20 protein-coding genes are annotated in these 19,937 nt (G+C 73.5%); 13 read left to right on the forward strand and 7 right to left on the reverse strand.

The window, feature by feature from the left end; translation table 11 throughout:
• The first annotated feature begins 5 nt into the window (after window positions 1–5).
• Complete coding sequence (hisG, locus tag AC1DXT_RS14545; RefSeq protein WP_477062016.1) at window positions 6–854, forward strand: ATP phosphoribosyltransferase; 849 nt, start codon at window positions 6–8, stop codon at window positions 852–854.
• Window positions 855–874: 20 nt separating this feature from the next.
• Window positions 875–1,309 (forward strand): PH domain-containing protein, encoded by a 435-nt coding sequence (locus AC1DXT_RS14550; protein WP_477062017.1) that lies wholly within the window; start codon window positions 875–877, stop codon window positions 1,307–1,309.
• 10 nt (window positions 1,310–1,319) lie between these two features.
• Here the strand turns inward: AC1DXT_RS14550 and AC1DXT_RS14555 are convergent, their stop codons facing one another.
• Window positions 1,320–2,426 (reverse strand): DUF3866 family protein, encoded by a 1,107-nt coding sequence (locus AC1DXT_RS14555; RefSeq protein WP_477062018.1) that lies wholly within the window; start codon window positions 2,424–2,426, stop codon window positions 1,320–1,322.
• Between the two features lie 34 nt (window positions 2,427–2,460).
• On the opposite strand from AC1DXT_RS14555, the gene AC1DXT_RS14560 reads away from it, so the two are divergent.
• The 10 genes from AC1DXT_RS14560 (at window position 2,461) to AC1DXT_RS14605 (ending at window position 14,267) form a co-directional block, all read left to right on the forward strand.
• Window positions 2,461–3,474 carry a helix-turn-helix transcriptional regulator gene (locus AC1DXT_RS14560; protein ID WP_477062019.1) on the forward strand — a complete coding sequence of 338 codons (1,014 nt, stop codon included), beginning with the start codon at window positions 2,461–2,463 and terminating at the stop codon, window positions 3,472–3,474.
• Window positions 3,467–4,429 (forward strand): helix-turn-helix transcriptional regulator, encoded by a 963-nt coding sequence (locus AC1DXT_RS14565; protein WP_477062020.1) that lies wholly within the window; start codon window positions 3,467–3,469, stop codon window positions 4,427–4,429. The genes AC1DXT_RS14560 and AC1DXT_RS14565 overlap by 8 nt, the downstream gene beginning before the upstream one ends.
• A 1-nt stretch (window position 4,430) precedes the next feature.
• The gene (locus AC1DXT_RS14570) at window positions 4,431–4,754 is read left to right on the forward strand and encodes a hypothetical protein (protein WP_477062021.1); all 324 of its coding nucleotides are present in this window, start codon (window positions 4,431–4,433) and stop codon (window positions 4,752–4,754) included.
• A 72-nt stretch (window positions 4,755–4,826) separates the two neighbouring features.
• Window positions 4,827–5,150: a Sec-independent protein translocase subunit TatA gene (gene tatA / locus AC1DXT_RS14575; protein WP_477062022.1), complete on the forward strand. Its 324-nt coding sequence runs from the start codon at window positions 4,827–4,829 to the stop codon at window positions 5,148–5,150.
• Between the two features lie 43 nt (window positions 5,151–5,193).
• Entirely contained in the window at window positions 5,194–5,976 is a 783-nt protein-coding gene (tatC, locus tag AC1DXT_RS14580) for a twin-arginine translocase subunit TatC (RefSeq protein ID WP_477062290.1), read from the forward strand.
• The gene (locus AC1DXT_RS14585) at window positions 5,973–6,887 is read left to right on the forward strand and encodes a diacylglycerol/lipid kinase family protein (RefSeq protein WP_477062023.1); all 915 of its coding nucleotides are present in this window, start codon (window positions 5,973–5,975) and stop codon (window positions 6,885–6,887) included. Before tatC ends, AC1DXT_RS14585 begins: the two co-directional genes overlap by 4 nt.
• A gap of 48 nt (window positions 6,888–6,935) precedes the next feature.
• Window positions 6,936–9,803: a DEAD/DEAH box helicase gene (locus tag AC1DXT_RS14590; RefSeq protein WP_477062024.1), complete on the forward strand. Its 2,868-nt coding sequence runs from the start codon at window positions 6,936–6,938 to the stop codon at window positions 9,801–9,803.
• 85 nt (window positions 9,804–9,888) lie between these two features.
• Complete coding sequence (locus tag AC1DXT_RS14595) at window positions 9,889–11,517, forward strand: amidohydrolase (protein WP_477062025.1); 1,629 nt, start codon at window positions 9,889–9,891, stop codon at window positions 11,515–11,517.
• A gap of 414 nt (window positions 11,518–11,931) precedes the next feature.
• Entirely contained in the window at window positions 11,932–13,497 is a 1,566-nt protein-coding gene (lnt, locus tag AC1DXT_RS14600) for an apolipoprotein N-acyltransferase (RefSeq protein ID WP_477062026.1), read from the forward strand.
• A complete protein-coding gene (locus AC1DXT_RS14605) occupies window positions 13,494–14,267 on the forward strand; it encodes a polyprenol monophosphomannose synthase (RefSeq protein WP_477062027.1) in 774 nt (257 codons plus the stop codon). The genes lnt and AC1DXT_RS14605 overlap by 4 nt, the downstream gene beginning before the upstream one ends.
• Window positions 14,268–14,272: 5 nt before the next feature.
• Here the strand turns inward: AC1DXT_RS14605 and AC1DXT_RS14610 are convergent, their stop codons facing one another.
• Window positions 14,273–14,617, reverse strand: coding sequence for an RNA polymerase-binding protein RbpA (locus tag AC1DXT_RS14610; protein ID WP_028046368.1), 345 nt, complete (start codon window positions 14,615–14,617; stop codon window positions 14,273–14,275).
• Between the two features lie 209 nt (window positions 14,618–14,826).
• Here AC1DXT_RS14610 and AC1DXT_RS14615 point away from each other — a divergent pair, with 209 nt between their 5' ends.
• The gene (locus AC1DXT_RS14615; RefSeq protein ID WP_477062028.1) at window positions 14,827–15,777 is read left to right on the forward strand and encodes an aldo/keto reductase; all 951 of its coding nucleotides are present in this window, start codon (window positions 14,827–14,829) and stop codon (window positions 15,775–15,777) included.
• A 6-nt stretch (window positions 15,778–15,783) separates the two neighbouring features.
• Here AC1DXT_RS14615 and AC1DXT_RS14620 read toward each other — a convergent pair whose 3' ends face one another.
• The 5 genes from AC1DXT_RS14620 to AC1DXT_RS14640 all read right to left on the reverse strand — a co-directional run bounded on the left by AC1DXT_RS14620 (window position 15,784) and on the right by AC1DXT_RS14640 (window position 19,937).
• On the reverse strand, window positions 15,784–16,296 hold the full coding sequence (locus AC1DXT_RS14620; protein ID WP_477062029.1) for a hypothetical protein: 513 nt from the start codon (window positions 16,294–16,296) through the stop codon (window positions 15,784–15,786).
• 90 nt (window positions 16,297–16,386) lie between these two features.
• Complete coding sequence (locus AC1DXT_RS14625) at window positions 16,387–16,860, reverse strand: heme-degrading domain-containing protein (RefSeq protein ID WP_477062030.1); 474 nt, start codon at window positions 16,858–16,860, stop codon at window positions 16,387–16,389.
• 4 nt (window positions 16,861–16,864) lie between these two features.
• On the reverse strand, window positions 16,865–19,150 hold the full coding sequence (locus AC1DXT_RS14630) for an LLM class flavin-dependent oxidoreductase (protein WP_477062031.1): 2,286 nt from the start codon (window positions 19,148–19,150) through the stop codon (window positions 16,865–16,867).
• Window positions 19,151–19,239: 89 nt separating this feature from the next.
• Window positions 19,240–19,740 carry an N-acetyltransferase family protein gene (locus AC1DXT_RS14635; protein ID WP_477062032.1) on the reverse strand — a complete coding sequence of 167 codons (501 nt, stop codon included), beginning with the start codon at window positions 19,738–19,740 and terminating at the stop codon, window positions 19,240–19,242.
• Between the two features lie 35 nt (window positions 19,741–19,775).
• On the reverse strand, window positions 19,776–19,937 hold the full coding sequence (locus AC1DXT_RS14640; protein WP_477062033.1) for a hypothetical protein: 162 nt from the start codon (window positions 19,935–19,937) through the stop codon (window positions 19,776–19,778).

The raw sequence follows: 19,937 nt of genomic DNA on the forward strand, positions 1-19,937 counted from the left end.
CGACCGTGCTGAGGATCGCCGTCCCGAACAAGGGCTCCCTGTCGGAGCCCTCCGTCGAGATGCTCAAGGAGGCCGGGTACCGGCAGCGTCGCGACTCCCGCGAGCTGGTGCTGCCCGACCCGGACAACGACGTCGAGTTCTTCTTCCTGCGCCCCCGGGACATCGCCGTCTACGTCGGCGCGGGCACGGTCGACGTCGGCATCACCGGCCGCGACCTCATGCTCGACTCCGAGTCCGAGGCGGTCGAGCACCTGCCGCTCGGGTTCGCGCGCTCGACGTTCCGGTTCGCCGGGACGGCGGGGGAGTGGACCGACGTCGCGCAGGTCGGCGGACGCCGGGTGGCCACGTCCTACCCCGTGCTGGTCCGCTCGTACCTGCGGTCCCTGGGCATCGAGCCCGCGGGCGTGGTGCGGCTGGACGGAGCGGTCGAGTCCGCGATCAAGCTGGGCGTGGCCGACGTGATCGCCGACGTCGTCGAGACGGGGACCACCCTGCGTGCCGCCGGCCTCGAGATCTTCGCCGACCCGATCCTGCGCTCGGAGGCCGTGCTGGTGCGCCGTGCGGACGTCGACGAGCCCGCCGGTCTCGACGTGCTGACCCGACGCATCCAGGGCGTGCTCACCGCCCGGGAGTACGTGCTCATGGACTACGACGTGCCGCTCGCGCTGGTCGACCAGGCCGTCGCGATCACCCCCGGCCTGGAATCGCCGACGGTGTCGCCCCTGCACAACCGCGACTGGGCGGCCGTGCGGGCGATGGTCCGGCGCGACCAGACCAACCGGGTCATGGACTCCCTGTACGACATCGGTGCGCGCGCGATCCTCGTGACGTCGATCCACGCGTGCCGGCTCTGAGCGGTGAGCGGGGCGCAGGCGTGGATGCGCTGACCTCCCCGTTCCGGCCCCGCTTCGCGCGGGTGGTCACTCTCGCCCTGGCGGTGCTCGTGATCGGGTCGACCGTCGCGATCATGCTGGCCATGTCCGTGCTCTCCACGGGAGACCGCATCGGCTTCGCGCTGGTCGGCGGGCTCATCGTGTGGTTCCTCTGGCGGCAGGCCTCGGTCGTGGCGCGGGTGTCCGACGACGGGCTGGTGGTCCGGAACCTCGTGTTCACGCGGCGGCTCGAGTGGGCGGAGATCGTCTCGGTGCGCTTCGGCTCAGGTCGACCGTGGGTCCAGCTGGACCTGTCCGACGGCGACACGCTCGCGGTCATGGGGATCCAGCGCGCGGACGGCGCGTTCGCGGACGCGGAGGCCCGCCGGCTGGCCACGCTCGTGGCCATGCACACGGCGACCGCCCGGGACGACTGAGCAGACCCGGTCAGAGGCCGACGGCGTACACGCCCGCCGCTGCGGCGGCGAGGAACGCGGCGGGGTCCTGGTCGAGCGAGCGCCCCATGGTCGACAGCCGCACGGGCGTGGCCGCGAGCGCCGCGAGCAGAGCCGCGCCCGTCGGCACCTCGACGAGCCGGTGCCGCTCCGCCAGGGCGGCGGCCTGCTCGCGGACCCGTGCGCCGAGGTCCCCGTCGAGCAGCGGCACGACGACGTCCGCCGACGCGAGCGACACCCGGCCGTAGGCGGTCAGCGAGTGGTGCGACACGCCCAGGTGCCGCTCGCGCTGGTCCGCGCCCGACACGCGCAGCGACGCGACCGGTCGCCCGCGCAGCACGGCGGCCGCGTTCACCGCCTCGCCGGCGGCCACCCCGGAGAACCCCCAGCGCGTGCCGGTCCCCAGGTTGCCCGGCCCCTGCGCCACGACGACGACGTCGGCGCCGACGACGTGCCGCGCCGCGAGCAGCCCGGTGTGCACCGTGACCGCTTCCAGGTCGCCCCCGAACGACTGCCCGGTGGTCACGCACGCCTCGATCCAGCCTGCGGACCGCAGCCCGGCCACCGTCCGCGAGAACCACGCGGGCAGGGCACCGCCGTCGGTCATGACGTACGCGACCCGCGGGGCAGGGCGCCCGGCCACGTCCGCGGCGAACCGTGCGCCGGCGACGATGGCGGGCAGGGCGGAGTGCAGGTCGGCGACGACGACCGGGAGGCCGTCGAGGTCGTCGGCGTCACGCAGCACGTCGTGGTGCGGCGACTCCTGGTCGTCCACTCCGAGCACCATGGCCTGCAACGGCGTGTAGCGGGCCTTGACCAGGTGGCCCGGTCCCTCGGGAGGGTCGGTGGGCGTGCGGTCGGGCAGGGCGATCACGAGGGCGTACCCGCCGGTGCCCAGCCCGCGGGCCAGCGCCGAGACGTTGAGCAGCACGCGGTCGCCGATCTCCGGGCTCCCCACCAGCGAGGGGAAGGCCAGCGCGCGGACCGTGTCACCGGCCGTCGCGGTGCCCACCGGGGCCTCCAGCTCGACCGTCACCTCGGCGGCGCCGGGCCACGTGGCCCCGAGCGACACCACGACACCCGCACGCCACGTGATCACCCGCCCACGCTACCGGCCACTACGGTGGTGCCCGATGGCCGCTCAGATCGCCCCCGCCGAGCGCCTGCTCAACCTCGTCATCGCCCTGGTCAACACCGCGGGCCGGATGACGAAGGAGCAGGTGCGCACCAGCGTCGCCGGATATCAGGAGGCCCCGTCGGACGACGCCTTCGAGCGGATGTTCGAGCGGGACAAGGACACCCTGCGCGACCTCGGGATCCCGATCCTCACGGTCACCGACGCCGGCCACGGCGACGACATCGGCTACCGCGTGGACCTGGACGCCTATGCGCTGCCGCCCCTGGACCTCACGGCCGCCGAGCTGGGCGTGCTCGCGATGGCCGCACAGGTGTGGCAGGACCAGGCGGTCCGCGCGGACACCACACGCGCGCTGACCAAGCTGCGCGCCGTCGGGGAGGCGCCGGAGTCCAGCGACCTCGTCGCCGGGCTCGCCCCGCGCGTCCGGGCGGGTGGCGGCGCGTTCGGGCCGCTGGTGGACGCCGTGCAGGCCCGCCAGGCGGTCCGGTTCACCTACCGCGCCGCGACGACCGGCGAGGTCCGCGAGCGCTCCGTCGAGCCGTGGAAGCTGCTCGCGCGGCGCGGCGGGTGGGTGCTCGTGGGCCGTGACCGGGACCGCGGAGCCAGCCGGTCGTTCCGGCTGAGCCGGATCGAGGGGACGGTGCGGACGGTCGGCGAGCCCGGCGCGTTCCAGCCGCCGAGCGCCGAGGAGCTCGCGCACGCCCTGGAGACGTGGGGGAGCGGTCCCGAGCGGATCGCGACCCTGGCGATCCTGCCCGAGCGCGCGAGTGCCCCCCGGGCCCGCGCGGTCCCCGCTCCGGCGGACGGCCCGGACTGGTCTGCGGACCCCGCACTCGCGCACCGTGATCTCGTGCACGTCCCGTTCCGCGCGGAGTGGGAGCTGGCCGAGGAGCTGGTCGGGTACGGCGACGCCGTCGTCGTGCTCGCCCCAGCCGGGCTGCGTAGCTCGGTCCTGCACCTGCTGCGCACGGCGGCCACGCTCGACCAGGGGGTGTCCTCCGATGGCTGAGCGCGCCAGCGACCGGCTCCTGCGGATGCTCGGCATGATCACGTACCTGGACCGCCACGAGGGCGTCCCGGTCGACGCGATCGCCGAGCAGTTCGGCGTGACCGCCCGGCAGGTGATGGACGACATCGACACCCTGTGGGTCACCGGCACGCCCGGCTACTACCCGCACGACCTGATCGACTTCGACGCCGCGTCCTACGAGCAGGGCGTCGTGCGGCTCACGGAGTCGCGCGGGATGACCCGTCCGCTGCGGCTGGGTGCCCGGGAGGCGGTCGCGCTGGTCGCGGCGCTGCGCGCTCTGGACGCCGCCCTCGGCTCGGCGCTGGAGCCCGAGCAGGCGGCGGTGCTGCGGTCCGCCCTGGCCAAGCTCACCGCGGCGACGGGTGACGCGGCCGCCGCCGTGGACGTGCAGCTCTCGGTCGATGCCGCCCCCGACGTCGCAGCAGCGGTCGCGACCGCGCTGCGCCACGGCCGTCGGCTCCACCTGCGGTACGTGAACGCGTCCGACGTCAGCACGGAACGCGACGTCGACCCGATCCGGCTGGTCACCGACGACGAGCGCTCCTACCTGCTGGGGTGGTGCCTGCTCGTCGACGGCGAGCGCCTGTTCCGCATCGATCGCGTGCTGGCCGCCGAGGTGCTCGACACCGACGCGGAGGACCACCAGGTCCGGCCCGGTGCCGAGGTCTTCTCGCCGGGAACGGACGGGGAGCTGGTCACCCTCCACCTGACGAGCCAGGCCCGGTGGGTCGCGGAGACGACCCCCGTGGAGGCCGTGCGCAACCTGGACGACGGGTCGTTCGAGGTGGACCTGCGCGTGGTCCAGCACGCCTGGCTGCGCCACCTCGTGCTCCAGGTGGCGGACGACGTGCTCGAGGTGCGACCGGCGCGCATCGCGCAGGAGGTCGCCGCGTCCGCGCGCGCCGCCCTGCGCGCGTACGGGGAGGTGGGCTGACGTGCTGTGGTTCACGGTCTGGACCGTGCTCGTCCTGGCGACGCTCGGCGGCGCGTTCCTGCTCGGCCGCCGGCTGTGGCGGTCGGCGGTCGCGCTCGGACGCGAGCTGTCCCGCGCGGCCGACGTCGCCGCCCAGCTGGCCGACCGTGTGGACGAGCTGCAGGCTGCCGCGGAGACGCGGGAGACAGGTCCGACGCTGTTCGCCGACCGGGACGTCCTGCGCGCCCGGCTCGCCGAGGTGCGTGCCGGCGCGGCGGACCGGCGGGTGGAGCGCGAGCAACGACGTGCGGCGACGCGACTGCGGTGGCGCGCGTACTGGACGTGAGCCGTCTGCGCCCGATCCCCAGGTGGCACGGGTAGGATCACCCGGTCATCGACATCCGACGGAGGACTCGACGTGTTCCGAAACATCAGCGCCTGGCACGTGCTCGTCGTGCTGCTCGTGGTCGTCTTGCTGTTCGGCGCGAAGCGGCTGCCCGACCTGGCCAAGAGCGTGGGCCAGTCGATGAAGATCTTCAAGAACGAGGTCAAGGACCTGCGGGACGACGACGCCCCGGTCACCACGACGACGACCACGACCGCGACGCCTCCCGTGGCACCGAGCGGCGTGACGCCCGTCGGCGCACCGCCGGCGGTCCCCCCAACGGTCGAGCCCCACTACGTGACCCCGGTCCGGCCCGCCGCGGAGCCCACCGAGGGCAACACCCCGCCGAAGGCCTGAACCTCACATGAGCGCTCGCCGCGGGGCTGAACCCGGCGGCCGGATGCCGCTGCGTGCCCATCTGGTCGAGCTGCGCCGCCGCGTCTTCCTCGCTGCCCTCGGTGTGGTGGTCGGTGCGGTCATCGGCTGGTTCCTCTACGACCCCGTCTTCACCGCCCTCCAGCAGCCGATCGTGCGGGTCGCCGAGGAGCGCGACAGCCTCATCGCGCTCAACTTCTCGGGGATCGCCACGTCGTTCGACATGCGCGTCAAGGTGTCGTTCTTCCTGGGCGTGATCCTGTCCAGCCCGTGGTGGCTGTACCAGTTCTGGGCGTTCGTGACGCCCGGTCTGACGCGCAAGGAGCGGGGCTACGCGTTCGGGTTCGTCGGCGTGGCGGTGCCGCTGTTCCTCGCGGGAGCGTTCATGGCGTGGTGGGTGCTGCCCAACGCGGTGCGCCTGCTCACCGAGTTCACGCCGACCGGCGCCACCAACCTCATCGACGCGCAGACGTACCTCGGCTTCGTCATGCGGATCATGCTCGCGTTCGGGATCGCGTTCCTGCTGCCCGTCGTGATGGTCGCGCTGAACTTCGCGGGGATCGGCACCGCGGCCACGTGGCGCAAGAGCTGGCGGTGGGCGGTGCTCCTCTCGTTCGTGTTCGCCGCGATCGTCACCCCGACTCCCGACGCGATCACGATGCTCGCCGTCGCCATCCCGATGAGCGGCCTGTACTTCGTGGCGCTCGGTGTGTGCGTGCTGCACGACCGCCGCGTCGACCGGCAGCGCGTGGCCGCGGGGCTCCCGCGCCTCGACGGGACGATCGCCGACGAGCCGGGCACCGCGTGATCCACCTCGGCCTCGTCGTCAACCCGACCGCCGGCAGGGGCCGGGGCACGCTGGCGGGCCGTCGGGCGCACGAGATCCTGCGGTCGCGCGGGCACAAGGTCGAGGACCTGTCCGCCTCGACGCTGGCCCAGGCGACGGACCGGGCTCGCGCGGCGGCGGTGCAGGGCCTGGACGCGCTCGTCGTGGTCGGCGGTGACGGGATGGTGCACCTCGGCGTGAACGTCGTGGCGGGCACGGGGCTCCCGCTCGGCATCGTGGCGGCCGGGACGGGCAACGACGTCGCCCGGTCCCTCGCGCTGCCGCGCGGAGACGTCGAGGCCTCGGTGGAGGCGATCGAGCACGGGCTGCTGGACGGCCCGCGCCGGGTCGACGCGGTGCGCGTCGGGTCTCCCGACCACGCGGCGCACGAGTGGTACCTCGGCGTGCTCTCCTGCGGTTTCGACGCGGCGATCAACGCGCGGGCCAACGAGATGACCTGGCCCAAGGGGTCGGCGCGCTACGTGCGGGCGCTGGGGGCCGAGCTCGGCCGGTTCCGGCCCTACGGGTACCGCGTGACGCTCGACGGCTCCGTGTGGGAGTCCGCCGGAACTCTCGTCGCCGTCGCCAACACGTCGTGGTTCGGTGGTGGGTTCAAGATCGCCCCCGACGCCGAGGTCGACGACGGGCTGCTCGACGTCGTGGTCGCCGGCCCGTTCACCCGGACCGGGGTGCTGAAGATCTTCCCGGGCATCCCGCAGGGCAAGCACGTCACCCACCCCTCGGTGGACGTCTACCGGAGCAGGTCCGTGCTCATCGAGCCCCTGACGGATCTGGGGCCGACGCCGCCGGTCGCCTTCGCGGACGGCGAGCGCATCGGTCCGCTGCCCCTGCGGGTGACGGTCGACCCCGGGGCGTTGTCCGTCCTCTGCTGAGTGCGCGCCGCACGGTCGGCGCACCGACGGTGTGCCTAGGGTGTGCACGTGGTGCCCCGATCCCGTAGGTCCGCCCCGTCGTCCTCGTCGTCGGACCAGAGCACGTCCCCGGCCGAACCATCGCCCGCCGAGCGCTACGCGGCGGCCAAGCGACGCGCCGAGGTGGACCGCAGCGAGCTGGGCCAGTTCCGTGAGCTGCTCGGCTTCCCCCTCGACGACTTCCAGGTCGAGGCGTGCCAGGCGCTCGAACGGGGGAGCGGGGTGCTCGTCGCGGCCCCGACCGGTGCCGGCAAGACCGTGGTCGGCGAGTTCGCGGTGCACCTAGCGCTCGCGTCCGGGCGCAAGGCGTTCTACACGACCCCCATCAAGGCGCTCTCCAACCAGAAGTACGCGGACCTGGTCCGCCGCTACGGCGCCGACCGCGTCGGCCTGCTGACCGGGGACACCACGATCAACGGCGAGGCGCCGGTGGTCGTGATGACCACCGAGGTGCTGCGCAACATGCTCTACGCGGGGTCGAGCACCCTGCAGGGGCTCGGCTTCGTGGTGATGGACGAGGTGCACTACCTCGCGGACCGGTTCCGCGGCCCGGTGTGGGAGGAGGTGATCATCCACCTCACCGACGACGTGCAGCTGGTCTCGCTGTCCGCGACCGTGTCCAACGCGGAGGAGTTCGGGGACTGGCTGGCCACCGTGCGCGGGGACACCACGGTGGTGGTGAGCGAGCACCGACCGGTCCCGCTCGGCCAGCACGTGCTGGTACGCGGCGAGCTGCTCGACCTGTACGCCGGGCACGTGGACCCCACGGCGCCAGGTGTCGACCCGCCGATCAACCCCGACCTGACGCACCTGCTGCGCCGGAGCAACCGGGAGGAGCCCGGGCAGCCGCGCCGCGGACCGCGAGACCGCGGTGGCCGGCCCCGACCGGGCGGAGGACGACCCGGCGGCGGTCGCCCGACGCCGCGGTTCGCGGTGGTCGACGCTCTCGACCGGGACGGGCTCCTGCCGGCGATCGTGTTCATCTTCTCTCGCGCCGGGTGCCAGGGCGCCGTGCAGCAGTGCCTGGCCGCGGGCGTCCGGCTCACCAGCCCCGCCGAGGTGTCGGAGATCCGCCGCATCGTGGAGGAGCGCTGCGCCGCGGTCCCGCCGGAGGACCTCGACGTCCTCGGCTACTGGGAGTTCAGCGACGCCCTGCAGCGCGGGGTCGCCGCGCACCACGCCGGGATGCTCCCGCTGTTCAAGGAGACCGTCGAGGACCTCTTCTCGCGCGGCCTGGTCAAGGTCGTGTTCGCCACGGAGACGCTCGCGCTCGGGATCAACATGCCCGCGCGCTCGGTCGTGATGGAGAAGCTGGTCAAGTGGGACGGCTCCAGCCACGTCGACGTCACGCCGGGGGAGTACACGCAGCTGACCGGGCGGGCGGGCCGGCGCGGGATCGACACGGAGGGCCACGCGGTCGTCGTCGCGCACCCCGGGCTCGACCCCGTGCAGCTGGCGGGCCTGGCGTCCAAGCGGCTGTACCCGCTGCGCTCGAGCTTCCGGCCGACCTACAACATGGCCGTCAACCTGGTCGCCCAGGTGGGCCGGGACCGGGCGCGTGAGGTCCTCGAGACGTCCTTCGCGCAGTTCCAGGCCGACAGGGGCGTGGTGGGCCTCGCGCGGCAGGCACAGGGGCACGCAGAGGCCCTGGAGGGGTACGCCAAGGCGATGGAGTGCCACCTCGGCGACTTCGCGGAGTACGCCGCCCTGCGCCGCACGATCGCGGCCCGCGAGAAGGACCTGACCCGGGCGGAGGCCTCAGCGCGGCGCGCCGAGGTGGCACGCACGCTCGAGGGGCTGCGCGTCGGTGACGTCCTGGAGATTCCCGTCGGCCGGCGGTCCGGTCACGCCGTCGTCATCGACCCCGGCGGCGACGCCGGCTTCGACGGTCCGCGGCCCACGGTGCTGACGATCGACCGCCAGGTGCGCAAGCTCACGGTGGCCGACGTCGGCACCGGGGTGCGCACGGTCGGCTTCCTGCGCGTGCCCAAGGGCTTCACGGCGCGCGTCCCGGCGGCCCGTCGGGATCTCGCGGCCGCGCTGCGGTCGTCGGTGGGCACGAGCACCGGGCCCACCCGCAAGGACCGTCCCAAGGGCGGCCAGCGCGCTGCCGCGGACGACGCGGAGATCGCGGCGCTGCGGCGCAGGCTGCGGGCGCACCCGTGCCACGGCTGTCCTGATCGCGAGGAGCACGCGCGCTGGGCCGAGCGGTGGGCGCGGCTGGCGGGGGAGCACGACGCCCTCGTCGCGCGGATCGCAGGGCGCACCGGCTCGATCGCGGCGGTCTTCGACCGCATCTGCGACATCCTGCTGCGCCTCGGCTACCTGGAGAGGTCCACCGACGACTCCGGCCGCGGTGCCCTGGAGGTCACGGACGACGGACGGTGGCTGCGCCGAATCTACGCCGAGAACGACCTCCTGCTCGCCGAGTGCCTGCGGCGGGGCATCTTCGACGAGCTCGACGCCCCCGGCCTGGCTGCCGCGGTGTCGACGCTCGTGTACCGGTCGCGCCGCGACGACCAGGGCGAGCCGCGGATCCCCGGGGGTCCGAACAGCCGGCTCGGCGTGGCGCTCGACGCGTGCGTCCGAGCGTGGTCGGAGCTGGACGACCTGGAGACGGCGCACAAGGTGGAGACCATCCAGCCGCTCGACGCCGGGCTCGTCGAGGCCGTGCACCGCTGGGCTGCCGGCCGCAGCCTGGACGCGGTGCTCAAGGGCAGCGAGCTGTCCGCGGGCGACTTCGTGCGGTGGTGCAAGCAGGTCATCGACGTGCTCGACCAGGTGTCCCAGGCGGCGCCGCACCAGCGGCTGCGGGACACCGCACGCAAGGCGGTCGACGCCCTCCGGCACGGGGTGGTGGCGTACTCGTCGGTCTGACGTGACGCCCTTGTCGGACTCCGGGGACGGGTTCGCCCCGCTTTGCGGCCTCTGCCTGCGCTGACCTGCCCTATCGTGTGCCCCTGTGAGCTCGACCCTCTACCGACACGGCGTGGTGCACACCGCGGCCGACCCTTTCGCCGAGGCGATCCTGATCGACGACGGCACCGTCGCCTGGCTCGGTGCCGACGACACCGCCGACGGCCTGGTGTCGCGCGCCGACGAGGTGGTCGACCTCGACGGTGCGCTCGTCGCCCCCGGGTTCGTCGACGCGCACGTCCACGTGCTCGAGACCGGGCTCGCGCTGGAGAGCATCGACCTGTCTCCCTCGGGCGGAGTGCACTCGTTGGCCGACGCCCTGGACGCGGTCCACCGAGCCGCTCAGGGCCGTGCCGGGACCGACCCGGTGCTCGGCTTCGGCTGGGACGAGCTGCGCTGGCCCGAAGGGCGCCCGCCGACGCGGGACGAGCTCGACGCCGCCGGCGGCGGAGCGCCCGTCTACCTCGCGCGGGTCGACGTGCACTCGGCCGTCGTCTCGACCGCGCTGTCCCGCAGCGCGGGGCTCGACATGCTCCCCGGCTGGAGCTTCGACGGCCGGGTCGAGCGGGACGCCCACCACGCGGCCCGCGACGCCGCGCGCGTGGTCACCCCCGAGCGCCGCACCGCCCTGTACCGCCGCGCCCTGGCGCACGCCGCCGCCCAGGGGGTCGTGTCCGTGCACGAGCACTCGGCGCCCTCCATCGACACGCGCGCCGGGCTCGTGGAGCTCCTGGAGCTGACGGCCGACGCGCACGACGGGCTGCCGCACCTGGTGGCCTACCGCGGCGAGCCGTGCGTGACCGTCGACGACGCCCGCGAGATCCTCGCGGCGATCCCGGGCCTCACGGGGATCGGCGGGGACCTCAACGTCGACGGCTCGCTCGGCTCCCACACCGCCGCCGTGCGCACGCCGTACGCGGACGCCCCGGAGACCTCCGGTGTGCTGTACCTGAGCGCGGAGCAGATCTGCAACCACCTGACAGCCGTGACACGTGCGGGGGTGCAGGGCGGCTTCCACGTCATCGGCGACCGCGCCATGGACGAGCTCCTGCTCGGCCTGCGCACGGCCGTCGACGTCGAGGGCCCGGACGCGATCGCGCGCATGGGACACCGGCTCGAGCACGCGGAGATGGTGGACGCGCCGACGCTCGCGGCCCTGGTCCTGCTCGGTGTGCGCCTGAGCATGCAGCCGGCGTTCGACGCCGCGTGGGGAGGACCGGACGGCATGTACGCCACGCGGCTCGGCGCGGGCCGCGCGGCGGCGCTCAACCCGCTCGCGGACCTGGCCACGGCCGGCGTCCCCCTGGCGTTCGGCTCCGACTCACCCGTGACACCCGTGGACCCGTGGGCGGGGGTCCGGGCCGCCGTGCAGCATCACGCGGCCGACCAGCGGATCTCCGCGCGTGCAGCCTTCCGGGCGTCGACCCGCGGCGGCTGGCGGGTCGCAGGGCTCGACCACACGGGCGCCGGGGAGCTGCGCGTGGGCTCGCCCGCGCACTTCGCGGTCTGGCGTGCCGAGCACCTCACCGTGCAGTCCGCCGAGGGCCGGTTCTCCTCCTGGAGCGCCGACGCGCGGGCGGGGATCCCGCTGCTGCCGGATCTCGCGCCGGACGCGCCGGCGCCGGTCTGCCTGCGGACGGTCCGGGACGGGATCGTCCTGCACGACGCGCTCTGACGTCCGACCGGGTGAATTCTGCGGCGCCGACAGCCGACCGGATCCGCCCGCTTCGACCCGATCCGCCGACACGCGGAGCGACACGCCGAGCCGAACAGTACAGACGGGACCGATGGTGCGCGGGTGACCTGCGCGTACGGCTCCCACCTGCACCGACGCCACCTTGACACCTCCGTGGATCTCGGTAGGTTCCTCAGGAGATCCACCGCGGAGACATGCCCACGACGACGTCGGGCCTGGGGGCCGCGGTAGGGGGTAGGGCTCCGACCGGGCCCGCGTGTTCAGTAGACAACGGTCCGTGCGCCTGCACGCAGACCGGTACGAAGGACGCGCGGGCCGGTCGGTCGGACCTCGGCCGGAGCCCTGACACCCGCCACTTTCTCCGGCCTCAGTCCGCTGACGTACCCTCCAGGGGTGCCCGCCCGTGAACCCGCCCGCTGGTGGACTCTCGTCCTCGCCGTCGCAGGTGGCGTCCTCACCCGGCTCGCGTTCCCGGCACCCGGATGGTGGGGCACGGCGTTCCTCGGTGTGGCCCTGCTGTACCTGGCCCTGCGCCGGGACAGCGCCCGCTGGAACGCCCTCGTCGGGCTCCTGTGGGGCCTTGCGTTCGTCGCGCCCCTGATCACCTGGGCCGACGAGGCGGTCGGCCAGGTGCCCTGGTTGGCCCTCAGCACGCTCGAGGCGTCCTACTTCGCGCTGTTCGGCGCAGCGTGGGCCTGGGCGCGGCGGGGCAACTCGGTGTGGCGCAGCGTCGGGCTGCAGGTGCTGGTCTTCACGATCCTGTTCGTCGCGACCGAGGAGCTCGCCGCCGCGTGGCCGTTCGGCGGGTTCCCGTGGGGCCGGCTGGCGTTCTCGCAGGCCGACTCGCCGCTCGCCGCCCTGGCGTCGCTGGGGGGCACGCCGCTGCTCACCGGGGCGGTGGTGGCCGTCGGCGTGCTGCTCGCCCGTATCCTGCTCGCTGCCCGCCGGCTGGAGATCGGGCGGCTGGTGATCGCGACGGCCGTCGTGGCCGCGTTCGTCGTCGTCGGCCTGCTGATCCCGCTCGACACCCAGGCGCAGACCGGCAGCCTGCGCGTCGGCGCGGTCCAGGGCAACGTCCCGGGCGTGGGGCTCGACGCGTTCGGCCAGCGCCAGGCGGTGCTGGACAACCACGTGGCCGGCACCATGGCCCTGCTCGACCAGGTGGAGCCCGGGGAGCTGGACCTCGTCCTCTGGCCGGAGAACGGCACGGACATCGACCCGCAGGTCGACCAGACGGCGGCGTCGCTCATCGACAGCGCGGCGCAGGCGGTGGGTGCACCGATGCTCGTCGGCACTGTCGAGTACCCGCCCAGCGGCGGTCGGTACAACACCGCCGTCCTGTGGGAGCCCGGCGTCGGCGTCACGGCCACCTACACCAAGCAGCACCCGGCGCCCTTCGCCGAGTACATCCCGATGCGTTCGCTGGTCCGGCCGTTCTCGTCGGCCGTCGACCTGGTGACGCGGGACATGCTGCCGGGGGACGAGCCCGGCTACATCCCGCTCGACTCCGAGCGCCTGGGCCGGACCGTCGGCATCGGGGACGTCATCTGCTTCGAGGTGGCGTACGACGGCATCGTGCGCGGGGCGGTGCAGGCCGGGGGAGAGGTGCTCGTCGTGCAGACGAACAACGCCTCCTTCGGGGTGTCCGACGAGTCGACGCAGCAGCTGGCGATGTCCCGCATCCGGGCCATCGAGCACGGGCGCGCGACGGTGCAGATCTCCACCGTGGGCGTCAGCGCGGTCATCGACCCCAACGGGGTGGTCAGCCAGCAGACCGGCCTCTTCACCGCGGAGCAGATGGTGGCTACCCTTCCTCTGCGCGACACGCTGACCCCCGCGACGAGGCTGGGCTCGTGGCCCGCATGGATCATCGACGCCCTCGCGGTGTGCGTGGTGCTCGCCGGTGCAGCCGGCGCACACCGGGTGCGTCGCTCCGACCGGATCGAGACAGCCGCATGACCGAGACCCCGCAGCGGGTGCTCGTCGTCGTCCCGACGTACGACGAGCGCGAGAACCTGCCGGGAGCGCTGGACCGCCTGCGCACCCACGTCCCGGACGCCGACGTCCTCGTGGTCGACGACGGCTCGCCCGACGGCACCGGCGAGCTCGCGGAGAAGATCGCGGAGACCGAGACGGCATCTGACGGCTCGCGTCGCATCCACGTCCTGCACCGGGCCGGCAAGCTGGGCCTGGGTACCGCGTACGTGGCCGGGTTCGGGTGGGCGCTCGAGCGGGGCTACGACGTCGTGGTCGAGATGGACGCCGACGGCTCGCACCGCGCCGAGGACCTGCCGCTCCTGCTTGCCGCGATCGGCGAGGCGGACCTCGTGCTCGGCTCCCGGTGGGTGCCCGGCGGGAGCGTGGTGAACTGGCCGATGAGCCGGCTCCTGCTGTCGCGCGGCGCGAACACCTACACCCGCATCGCGCTCGGCATCCCGCTGCACGACGCCACCGGTGGATTCCGCGCCTACCGCGCGTCGCTCCTGGACCAGCTGACCCTGCAGGACGTCGCGTCGCAGGGGTACTGCTTCCAGGTCGACATGGCGTGGCGCGCGGTCCGCTCCGGTGCCCGGGTGGTCGAGGTGCCCATCACGTTCGTCGAGCGCGAGCTCGGCCAGTCGAAGATGAGCCGCGCGATCGTCGTCGAGGCGCTGGTCAACGTGACCCGGTGGGGGATAGCAGAACGCTCCCGCCGTGTGGCGGGAGCGTTCCGTCGATCTCGAGGCTGAGTGCCTCAGGCGCTGCGGCGCAGCTTGCCCGAGCGGAGCAGGTCCAGGCGCTCGTCGAGCAGCTCCTGGAGCTCACCGACCGTCCGGCGCTCGAGCAGCATGTCCCAGTGGGTGCGCGGCGGCTTGCCGGCCTTCACCTCGGGCCGCGACGCGTCACGGAGCAATGCTTCCTCGCCGCAACGGCACTCCCACACCACCGGGACGTCGGCCTCGACCGAGAACGGCAGGATGATGGTGTGCCCGTTGGGGCAGTCGTAGTGAGCCTGGAGGCGGGGGGCGAACTCGACGCCGTCTTCCGTCTCCATGCTGTGGGACCCGATGCGCATGCCGCGCAGGGACCGGTTTGCCATCTGGGGAACCTCCGTGCCGTTGTACGGCCGTCGAGAGTGAGAACTTCCACCGGTGTCAACGGCGGGCGCCCCTCCAGTGTTCCAGGAGGACGTGAAGGTCTCGTGAACGCGGGTGGTGTGCGGGGGAGAGGCTTAGGGTTGCCCGAGTGAGCAATTCTTCGAGCCCGTCGCCCGTGACTACCCCTCAAGCCTCCCGCACCGACGCGGATATGTCCTTCCGACAGCTGGGTGACAGTGGTCTCACCGTCTCGGTGGCCGGTCTCGGTTGCAACACGTTCGGCGCGACGCTGGATCCGCAGGAGGTCCCGGCCCTGGTGGCGGCCGCGCTCGACGCGGGGATCACGTTCTTCGACACGGCGGACGTCTACGGCGGGGTGCCGGGCCAGAGCGAGGAGCTGCTCGGGGACGCGCTCGTCGGACACCGGGACGACGTCGTCATCGCGACGAAGTTCGGCATGGACGCGCGAGGTCTGAACGGCCCGGACTGGGGCGTGCGCGGCTCGCGCCGGTACGTGCGCCGGGCGGTGGAGGGATCGCTGACGCGGCTGCGGACCGACCACGTCGACCTGTTCCAGCTGCACGCCCCCGATCCCGTGACGCCCATCGAGGAGACCCTGGCTGCGCTGCACGAGCTCGTGGTCGAGGGCAAGGTCCGGTACATCGGCTCCTCGAACTTCGCGGCCTGGCAGGTGGTCGACGCCGACTGGAGCGCCCGGACGACTGGTGCGACGCCGTTCGTCTCGGCGCAGAACCGCTACAACCTGCTCGACCGGTCCGCCGAGGCGGAGCTGGTGCCTGCGGCCGAGCAGGCGGGTGTCGGCCTCATCCCGTACGTCCCGCTGGCATCGGGTCTGCTCACGGGCAAGTACCGGCGAGGGCAGTCCGCTCCCGACGGGTCGCGGCTGACGCGGATGCCCGAGCGGCTGGCCCGGGCCGACTTCGACCGGATCGAGGCGCTCGAGGCGCTGGCTCAGCGCTGGGGGATCGACCTACCGACCCTCGCGCTGGGTGGCCTCGCCGCGCAGCCCGCAGTCGCGACGGTCATCGCCGGCGCCCGCACGCCGGACCAGCTGCGCGCCAACGTGGCGTCGATCGCCTGGGAGCCGACCCTCGACCAGCTGGCCGCGATCGACGAGGCCGCGCCCGGACCCTCGGCCTGAGCGGAGTCACCACTCGAGCACCCGCGCCCGGCTCTGGCCGATCGCGACGACCGACCACAGGCGGACTCCCGCGTCGTCGGCAGCCTCCCGCACGGCCGGCACCCAGGACGCCTCGAACGCTCCGCGGTCCCCACCGGCCGCGCGGACGAGCCCCACGACGACCGACCCGCCCGGTGCGTCGGACGCGAGCACCGAGGCGAGCACCGCGACCAGCCGGCGCGCGACCGCCGGGTCGGCGCGCAGCGGCACGTCGGTGATCGGCAGGACGACGGGGATCGTGCGGTCCTGCGCGTCGAGCACGACGAACCAGAGCGCCGGCGGCCCGGACCGCTCGGGTCCCACGAGGTCGAGCAGCACAGCGAGCGCATCGCCGCCCGACCGCAGGGGCGCACCGGGTGGGTCGGGCAGGTCGTGGTCGGGACCGTCGACGTCGAGCACCCACGGCACGTCGGCCCGCGCGTCGTCGGGGTCGTCGTCCCAGTCCTCGTCGAACCAGCCGTGGTCCTCGCGCTCCGTCATGCGGACGAGCCTGGGACCGCCGCGGGCGCACGGAGGAGGGGCCGGACCGGTCGGTGGAGGAGCCCGCGGTGAGCCGGGGCTGGGGGCGGCTCAGGCGAGGTGCGCGGTCACGGCCTCGACGACGAGGGCGTGGTCCTCGGCCTGGGGGAGCCCGGAGACGGTCACCACGCCGACGATGCCGACGTCGTGGACGCGGATCGGGAAGGCCCCGCCGTGGGCCGCGAACTGCTGCAGCGGGAGGTCGTGCTGCGCGGAGAAGGTGGTGCCCTTGGCCGCGGCGCGCAGACCCACCAGGTAGGACGACGCCCCGAAGCGCTCGACCACGCGGACCTTGCGCTCGATCCAGCTGTCGTTGTCGGGCGTGGTGCCCGGTCGCGCCGCGTGGAACAGCTGCTGGGTGCCCCGGCGGATGTCGACCGTGACGGCCAGGTCACGCTCCTGCGCGAGCTCGACGATCAGGCAGCCCAGGCGCCACGCGTCGTCGTTGGTGAACGTGCGGAACACGAGGTCGTGCTCCTGCTGCTCGACGTGGGCGACGGTGCCGGCGATGTCGTCAGTGCTCATGACGTCATCGTGGCACGGGCGCCCCGGACGCCAGGGGAGCGACCCCGAAGTTGCCGTCGAACACGTGTTCGGGGTCGTACAGCGCCTTGAGCCGCGCGATCCGCGCGAGCGTCTCCGGCGGGAACGCCTCGGAGACGCGAGCGGGGGACTGGTTCGTCTCGAAGCTGAGGTAGACACCGCGCAGGTGCGGGGCGAGGCGTTCCCACCAGGCGTCGATCTGGGTGCGGCGGCTTCCGCGGGCGGACGCGAGCAACGAGAAGTTCTGCGTCCGGTGCGCGTACGCGGTCGCGGCCGGGTCGAGGTCGTTGACCGCGCCGCCGACGGCACGCAGCTGCAGCATGTCGGCGTCGCCGGCGGCCAGCAGGTCGCTGAGCAGCACGGCGAGCGCGGGTGTCACGTGCTCAACCAGGCCACCGCGCGCAGCGGAGTCGGCGCCGCCCGTGTGCTGACCGTGCTGCGCGGCCACGGTCGCGGCGTAGGGCACGAGCTGCGCCTGCTGCTGCAGGACGGGCGCCAGGTCGAGGAACTGCTCGAGCGCCCCGATCGCCGCACCGGTGTCGTCGTTCGCCCACACGATGATCGCGTAGCCGACGGCGGGGTTCTGCTCCCGGGCGGGCACGAGGGTGAGGAAGCTGGTGAGCTCGCGCGGCGACGACTCCACGAGCTCCGCCCACGACTCGACGAACGCCGCGGTGTCCGTGGCGTCGTACACGATCGTGGCGTAGACGACGTTGCCCACCTCCGCGGCCTCGATCTCGACCGCGGTGAGGATGCCGAAGTTCGCCCCGGCGCCGCGCACGGCCCAGAGCAGGTCCGGCTCGTGCTCGGCGTCGGTCCGGACCAGCCGACCGTCGGCGAGGACCAGCTCGGCGGCGACCACGTGGTCGAGCGTGAGGCCGTAGGAGCGCGAGAGGAAGCCCTGCCCGCCGGCCGTGACCAGCCCGCCGACTCCGACGTCGCCGTAGTCGCCGGAGCTGATGGCGAGCCCGACCGGTGAGAGCACCGAGGCGACGTCACCCCACCGGGCTCCGGCGCCGAGCCGCACGACGCGCGTCGCGCGGTCGAGCACCTCGACGGTGTCCAGCGCGCCGAGGTCGATGACGATCCCGCCGTCGTTCGTCGACCGACCGCTGATCCCGTGCCCGCCGCTGCGGACGGCGAACGGGACGCCCTGCGCACGCGCGTACCGGAGCGCCTCGCCGACCTGCTCGGCGGTGTGCGGCCGCAGGACGAGCCCGGGGGAGCCGGAGTAGACGTAGGACGACCGCACGCGCGCGTACTCGCGGTCACCGGGCTCCACGGCGGTCGCGACGAGCGAGGCGGGCAGCCCGTCGTAGTCGATCCCGGAGCGCCGCTTGGCCAACGCGATCACGGGCCGGACGGAGCCTGTGGCGGTGCCGGCGGCAGCACGTTCGGACGCGACGGCGTCCCGCAGGGCCGGCGCGATCTCTCCGCCGAACACCGCGATCGTGGTCTCGTCGTCGGTACCCAGGATGAAGGTGGCGATCCCGTCCTCCAGGACCAGGGTGAGCAGGTCGTCGACCCACCGGTCGGGAGTGCCTTGCAGGAACCCGCTGCCCTGGAACGACCCGCCTCCGAGGTTGAGCAGGCGCCGGATCTCGCGGGGGTCACGGCCGGCCGCGGCCGCGGCGTCGTCGATGCGCGCGTTTCCGGCCGCAAGGTCGCCCGGCTTCAGGTATCCGAGGCTCGGCAGCCACCCGTCGGCCTTGCGCCCGACGAGGCCGAGCATCCTCGGCTTGTACGCGCCGAGCCAGATCGGGACGTCGTGGACGGGCGCCGGGCCGCGCTTGGCGCCGTCGACGTGGTGGTGAGTCCCGTGCACCCGCAGCGGAGCGCGCTCGTCGGTGTCCCAGATGCCCCGGATGATGTCGATCGCCTCGTCCAGCGCGTCCACGGCCTGCCCGGGCGTCAACCGCGGCGCACCCATGGCGACTATCGCGTCCCAGAACGCTCCTGACCCGAGCCCGAGCGCGAACCGGCCGCCCGACAGCAGGTCGAGGCTCGCCGCGGCGCGCGCCAGGACGGCCGGTGGCCGCAGCGGCAGGTTCAGCACGTTCCCGGCCACCTGGACCCGCTGCGTCGACGCAGCGACCCAGGACAGCAGAGTCCAGGTGTCGAGGAACGCCGGCTGGTACGGGTGGTCCTGGAACGTCACCAGGTCGAGCCCGGAACGCTCGGACAGCTGCGCCAGCGCGACGGTCAGCTGCGGGTCCTTGGCTGCCGGGGTCAGGAAGCTGCCGAAGACGAGATCGTGGCCGTAGTCGGGCATCGAAGCATCTCCCTAGTGATTGATGCTTCAACTATAGATCAGTCGTCGCCACGTGCGGATGTCCAACGCCGATAATGCACATTATGACATTATGGCTGGGAGGGGTCACGGAGGGTCAGCACGTACCGCTCCTCCGTCTGCGACGGATCGCGCGGCAGCACCTGACGCTCCCCGGTGCGCGTGTACCCGGAACGCACGAACAGGTCGCCGGCGGCGTGGTTGCTGTCCAGCAGCCACAGCGACACCGTCCGGGCGTCCTCGACGACGGCCGCCCGACGGACGGTGTCGAGCAGCGTCCACCCGACGCCGTGGCGTCGTGACTCCGCGGCCACCCACAGGGCGACGACGTGCCGGTCGTCGACCGGCGACCCCGGCTCCTGCATCATCGTGACCATCCCGCGGCCCACGCCGTCGTCGTCGACGGCGACCCAGGTGGCCGACGTGCGCAGGCGCATGCGCCAGTGCGACTCGGCGAACCGTTCCTCCCGAGCCAGCGAGGCGCCGAAGACGTCCGGGTTCTCCCGCAGGGCGCGCAACCGCACACCCTGGACGAGACGCCAGTCGTTCTCCCCCACCTGTCGGATATCCACGTCCACAGGATGCCTCATCTGGGGCGGAGCACCGGTCAGGGCAGCTCGCGCGCCGTCGTCTGGTCGGCCGGGGTACCGCCGTGGCCGGCGGGGTCGGGCACCGAGCGTGCGGCGTCGGCGATCTCCTCCTCCGGGCGGGGCGGCACGGACTCGTCGTACTCGAGCTCGGGCACCTCGTGCCCTGCGGACTCCGTCAT

The sequence above is a fragment of the Cellulomonas sp. P1_G12_2 genome, from assembly GCF_056405535.1.

What these genes read in the sequence shown, in the direction of transcription:
- AC1DXT_RS14560 (WP_477062019.1), top strand. Translation starts at nt 2,461, where the DNA reads ATGGCCGCTCAGATCGCCCCCGCCGAGCGCCTGCTCAACCTCGTCATC.
- AC1DXT_RS14565 (WP_477062020.1), top strand. Translation starts at nt 3,467, where the DNA reads ATGGCTGAGCGCGCCAGCGACCGGCTCCTGCGGATGCTCGGCATGATC.
- tatC (WP_477062290.1), top strand. Translation starts at nt 5,194, where the DNA reads ATGCCGCTGCGTGCCCATCTGGTCGAGCTGCGCCGCCGCGTCTTCCTC.
- AC1DXT_RS14605 (WP_477062027.1), top strand. Translation starts at nt 13,494, where the DNA reads ATGACCGAGACCCCGCAGCGGGTGCTCGTCGTCGTCCCGACGTACGAC.
- AC1DXT_RS14610 (WP_028046368.1), bottom strand. Translation starts at nt 14,617, where the DNA reads ATGGCAAACCGGTCCCTGCGCGGCATGCGCATCGGGTCCCACAGCATG.
- AC1DXT_RS14615 (WP_477062028.1), top strand. Translation starts at nt 14,827, where the DNA reads ATGTCCTTCCGACAGCTGGGTGACAGTGGTCTCACCGTCTCGGTGGCC.
- AC1DXT_RS14620 (WP_477062029.1), bottom strand. Translation starts at nt 16,296, where the DNA reads ATGACGGAGCGCGAGGACCACGGCTGGTTCGACGAGGACTGGGACGAC.
- AC1DXT_RS14625 (WP_477062030.1), bottom strand. Translation starts at nt 16,860, where the DNA reads ATGAGCACTGACGACATCGCCGGCACCGTCGCCCACGTCGAGCAGCAG.
- AC1DXT_RS14630 (WP_477062031.1), bottom strand. Translation starts at nt 19,150, where the DNA reads ATGCCCGACTACGGCCACGATCTCGTCTTCGGCAGCTTCCTGACCCCG.
- AC1DXT_RS14640 (WP_477062033.1), bottom strand. Translation starts at nt 19,937, where the DNA reads ATGACGGAGTCCGCAGGGCACGAGGTGCCCGAGCTCGAGTACGACGAG.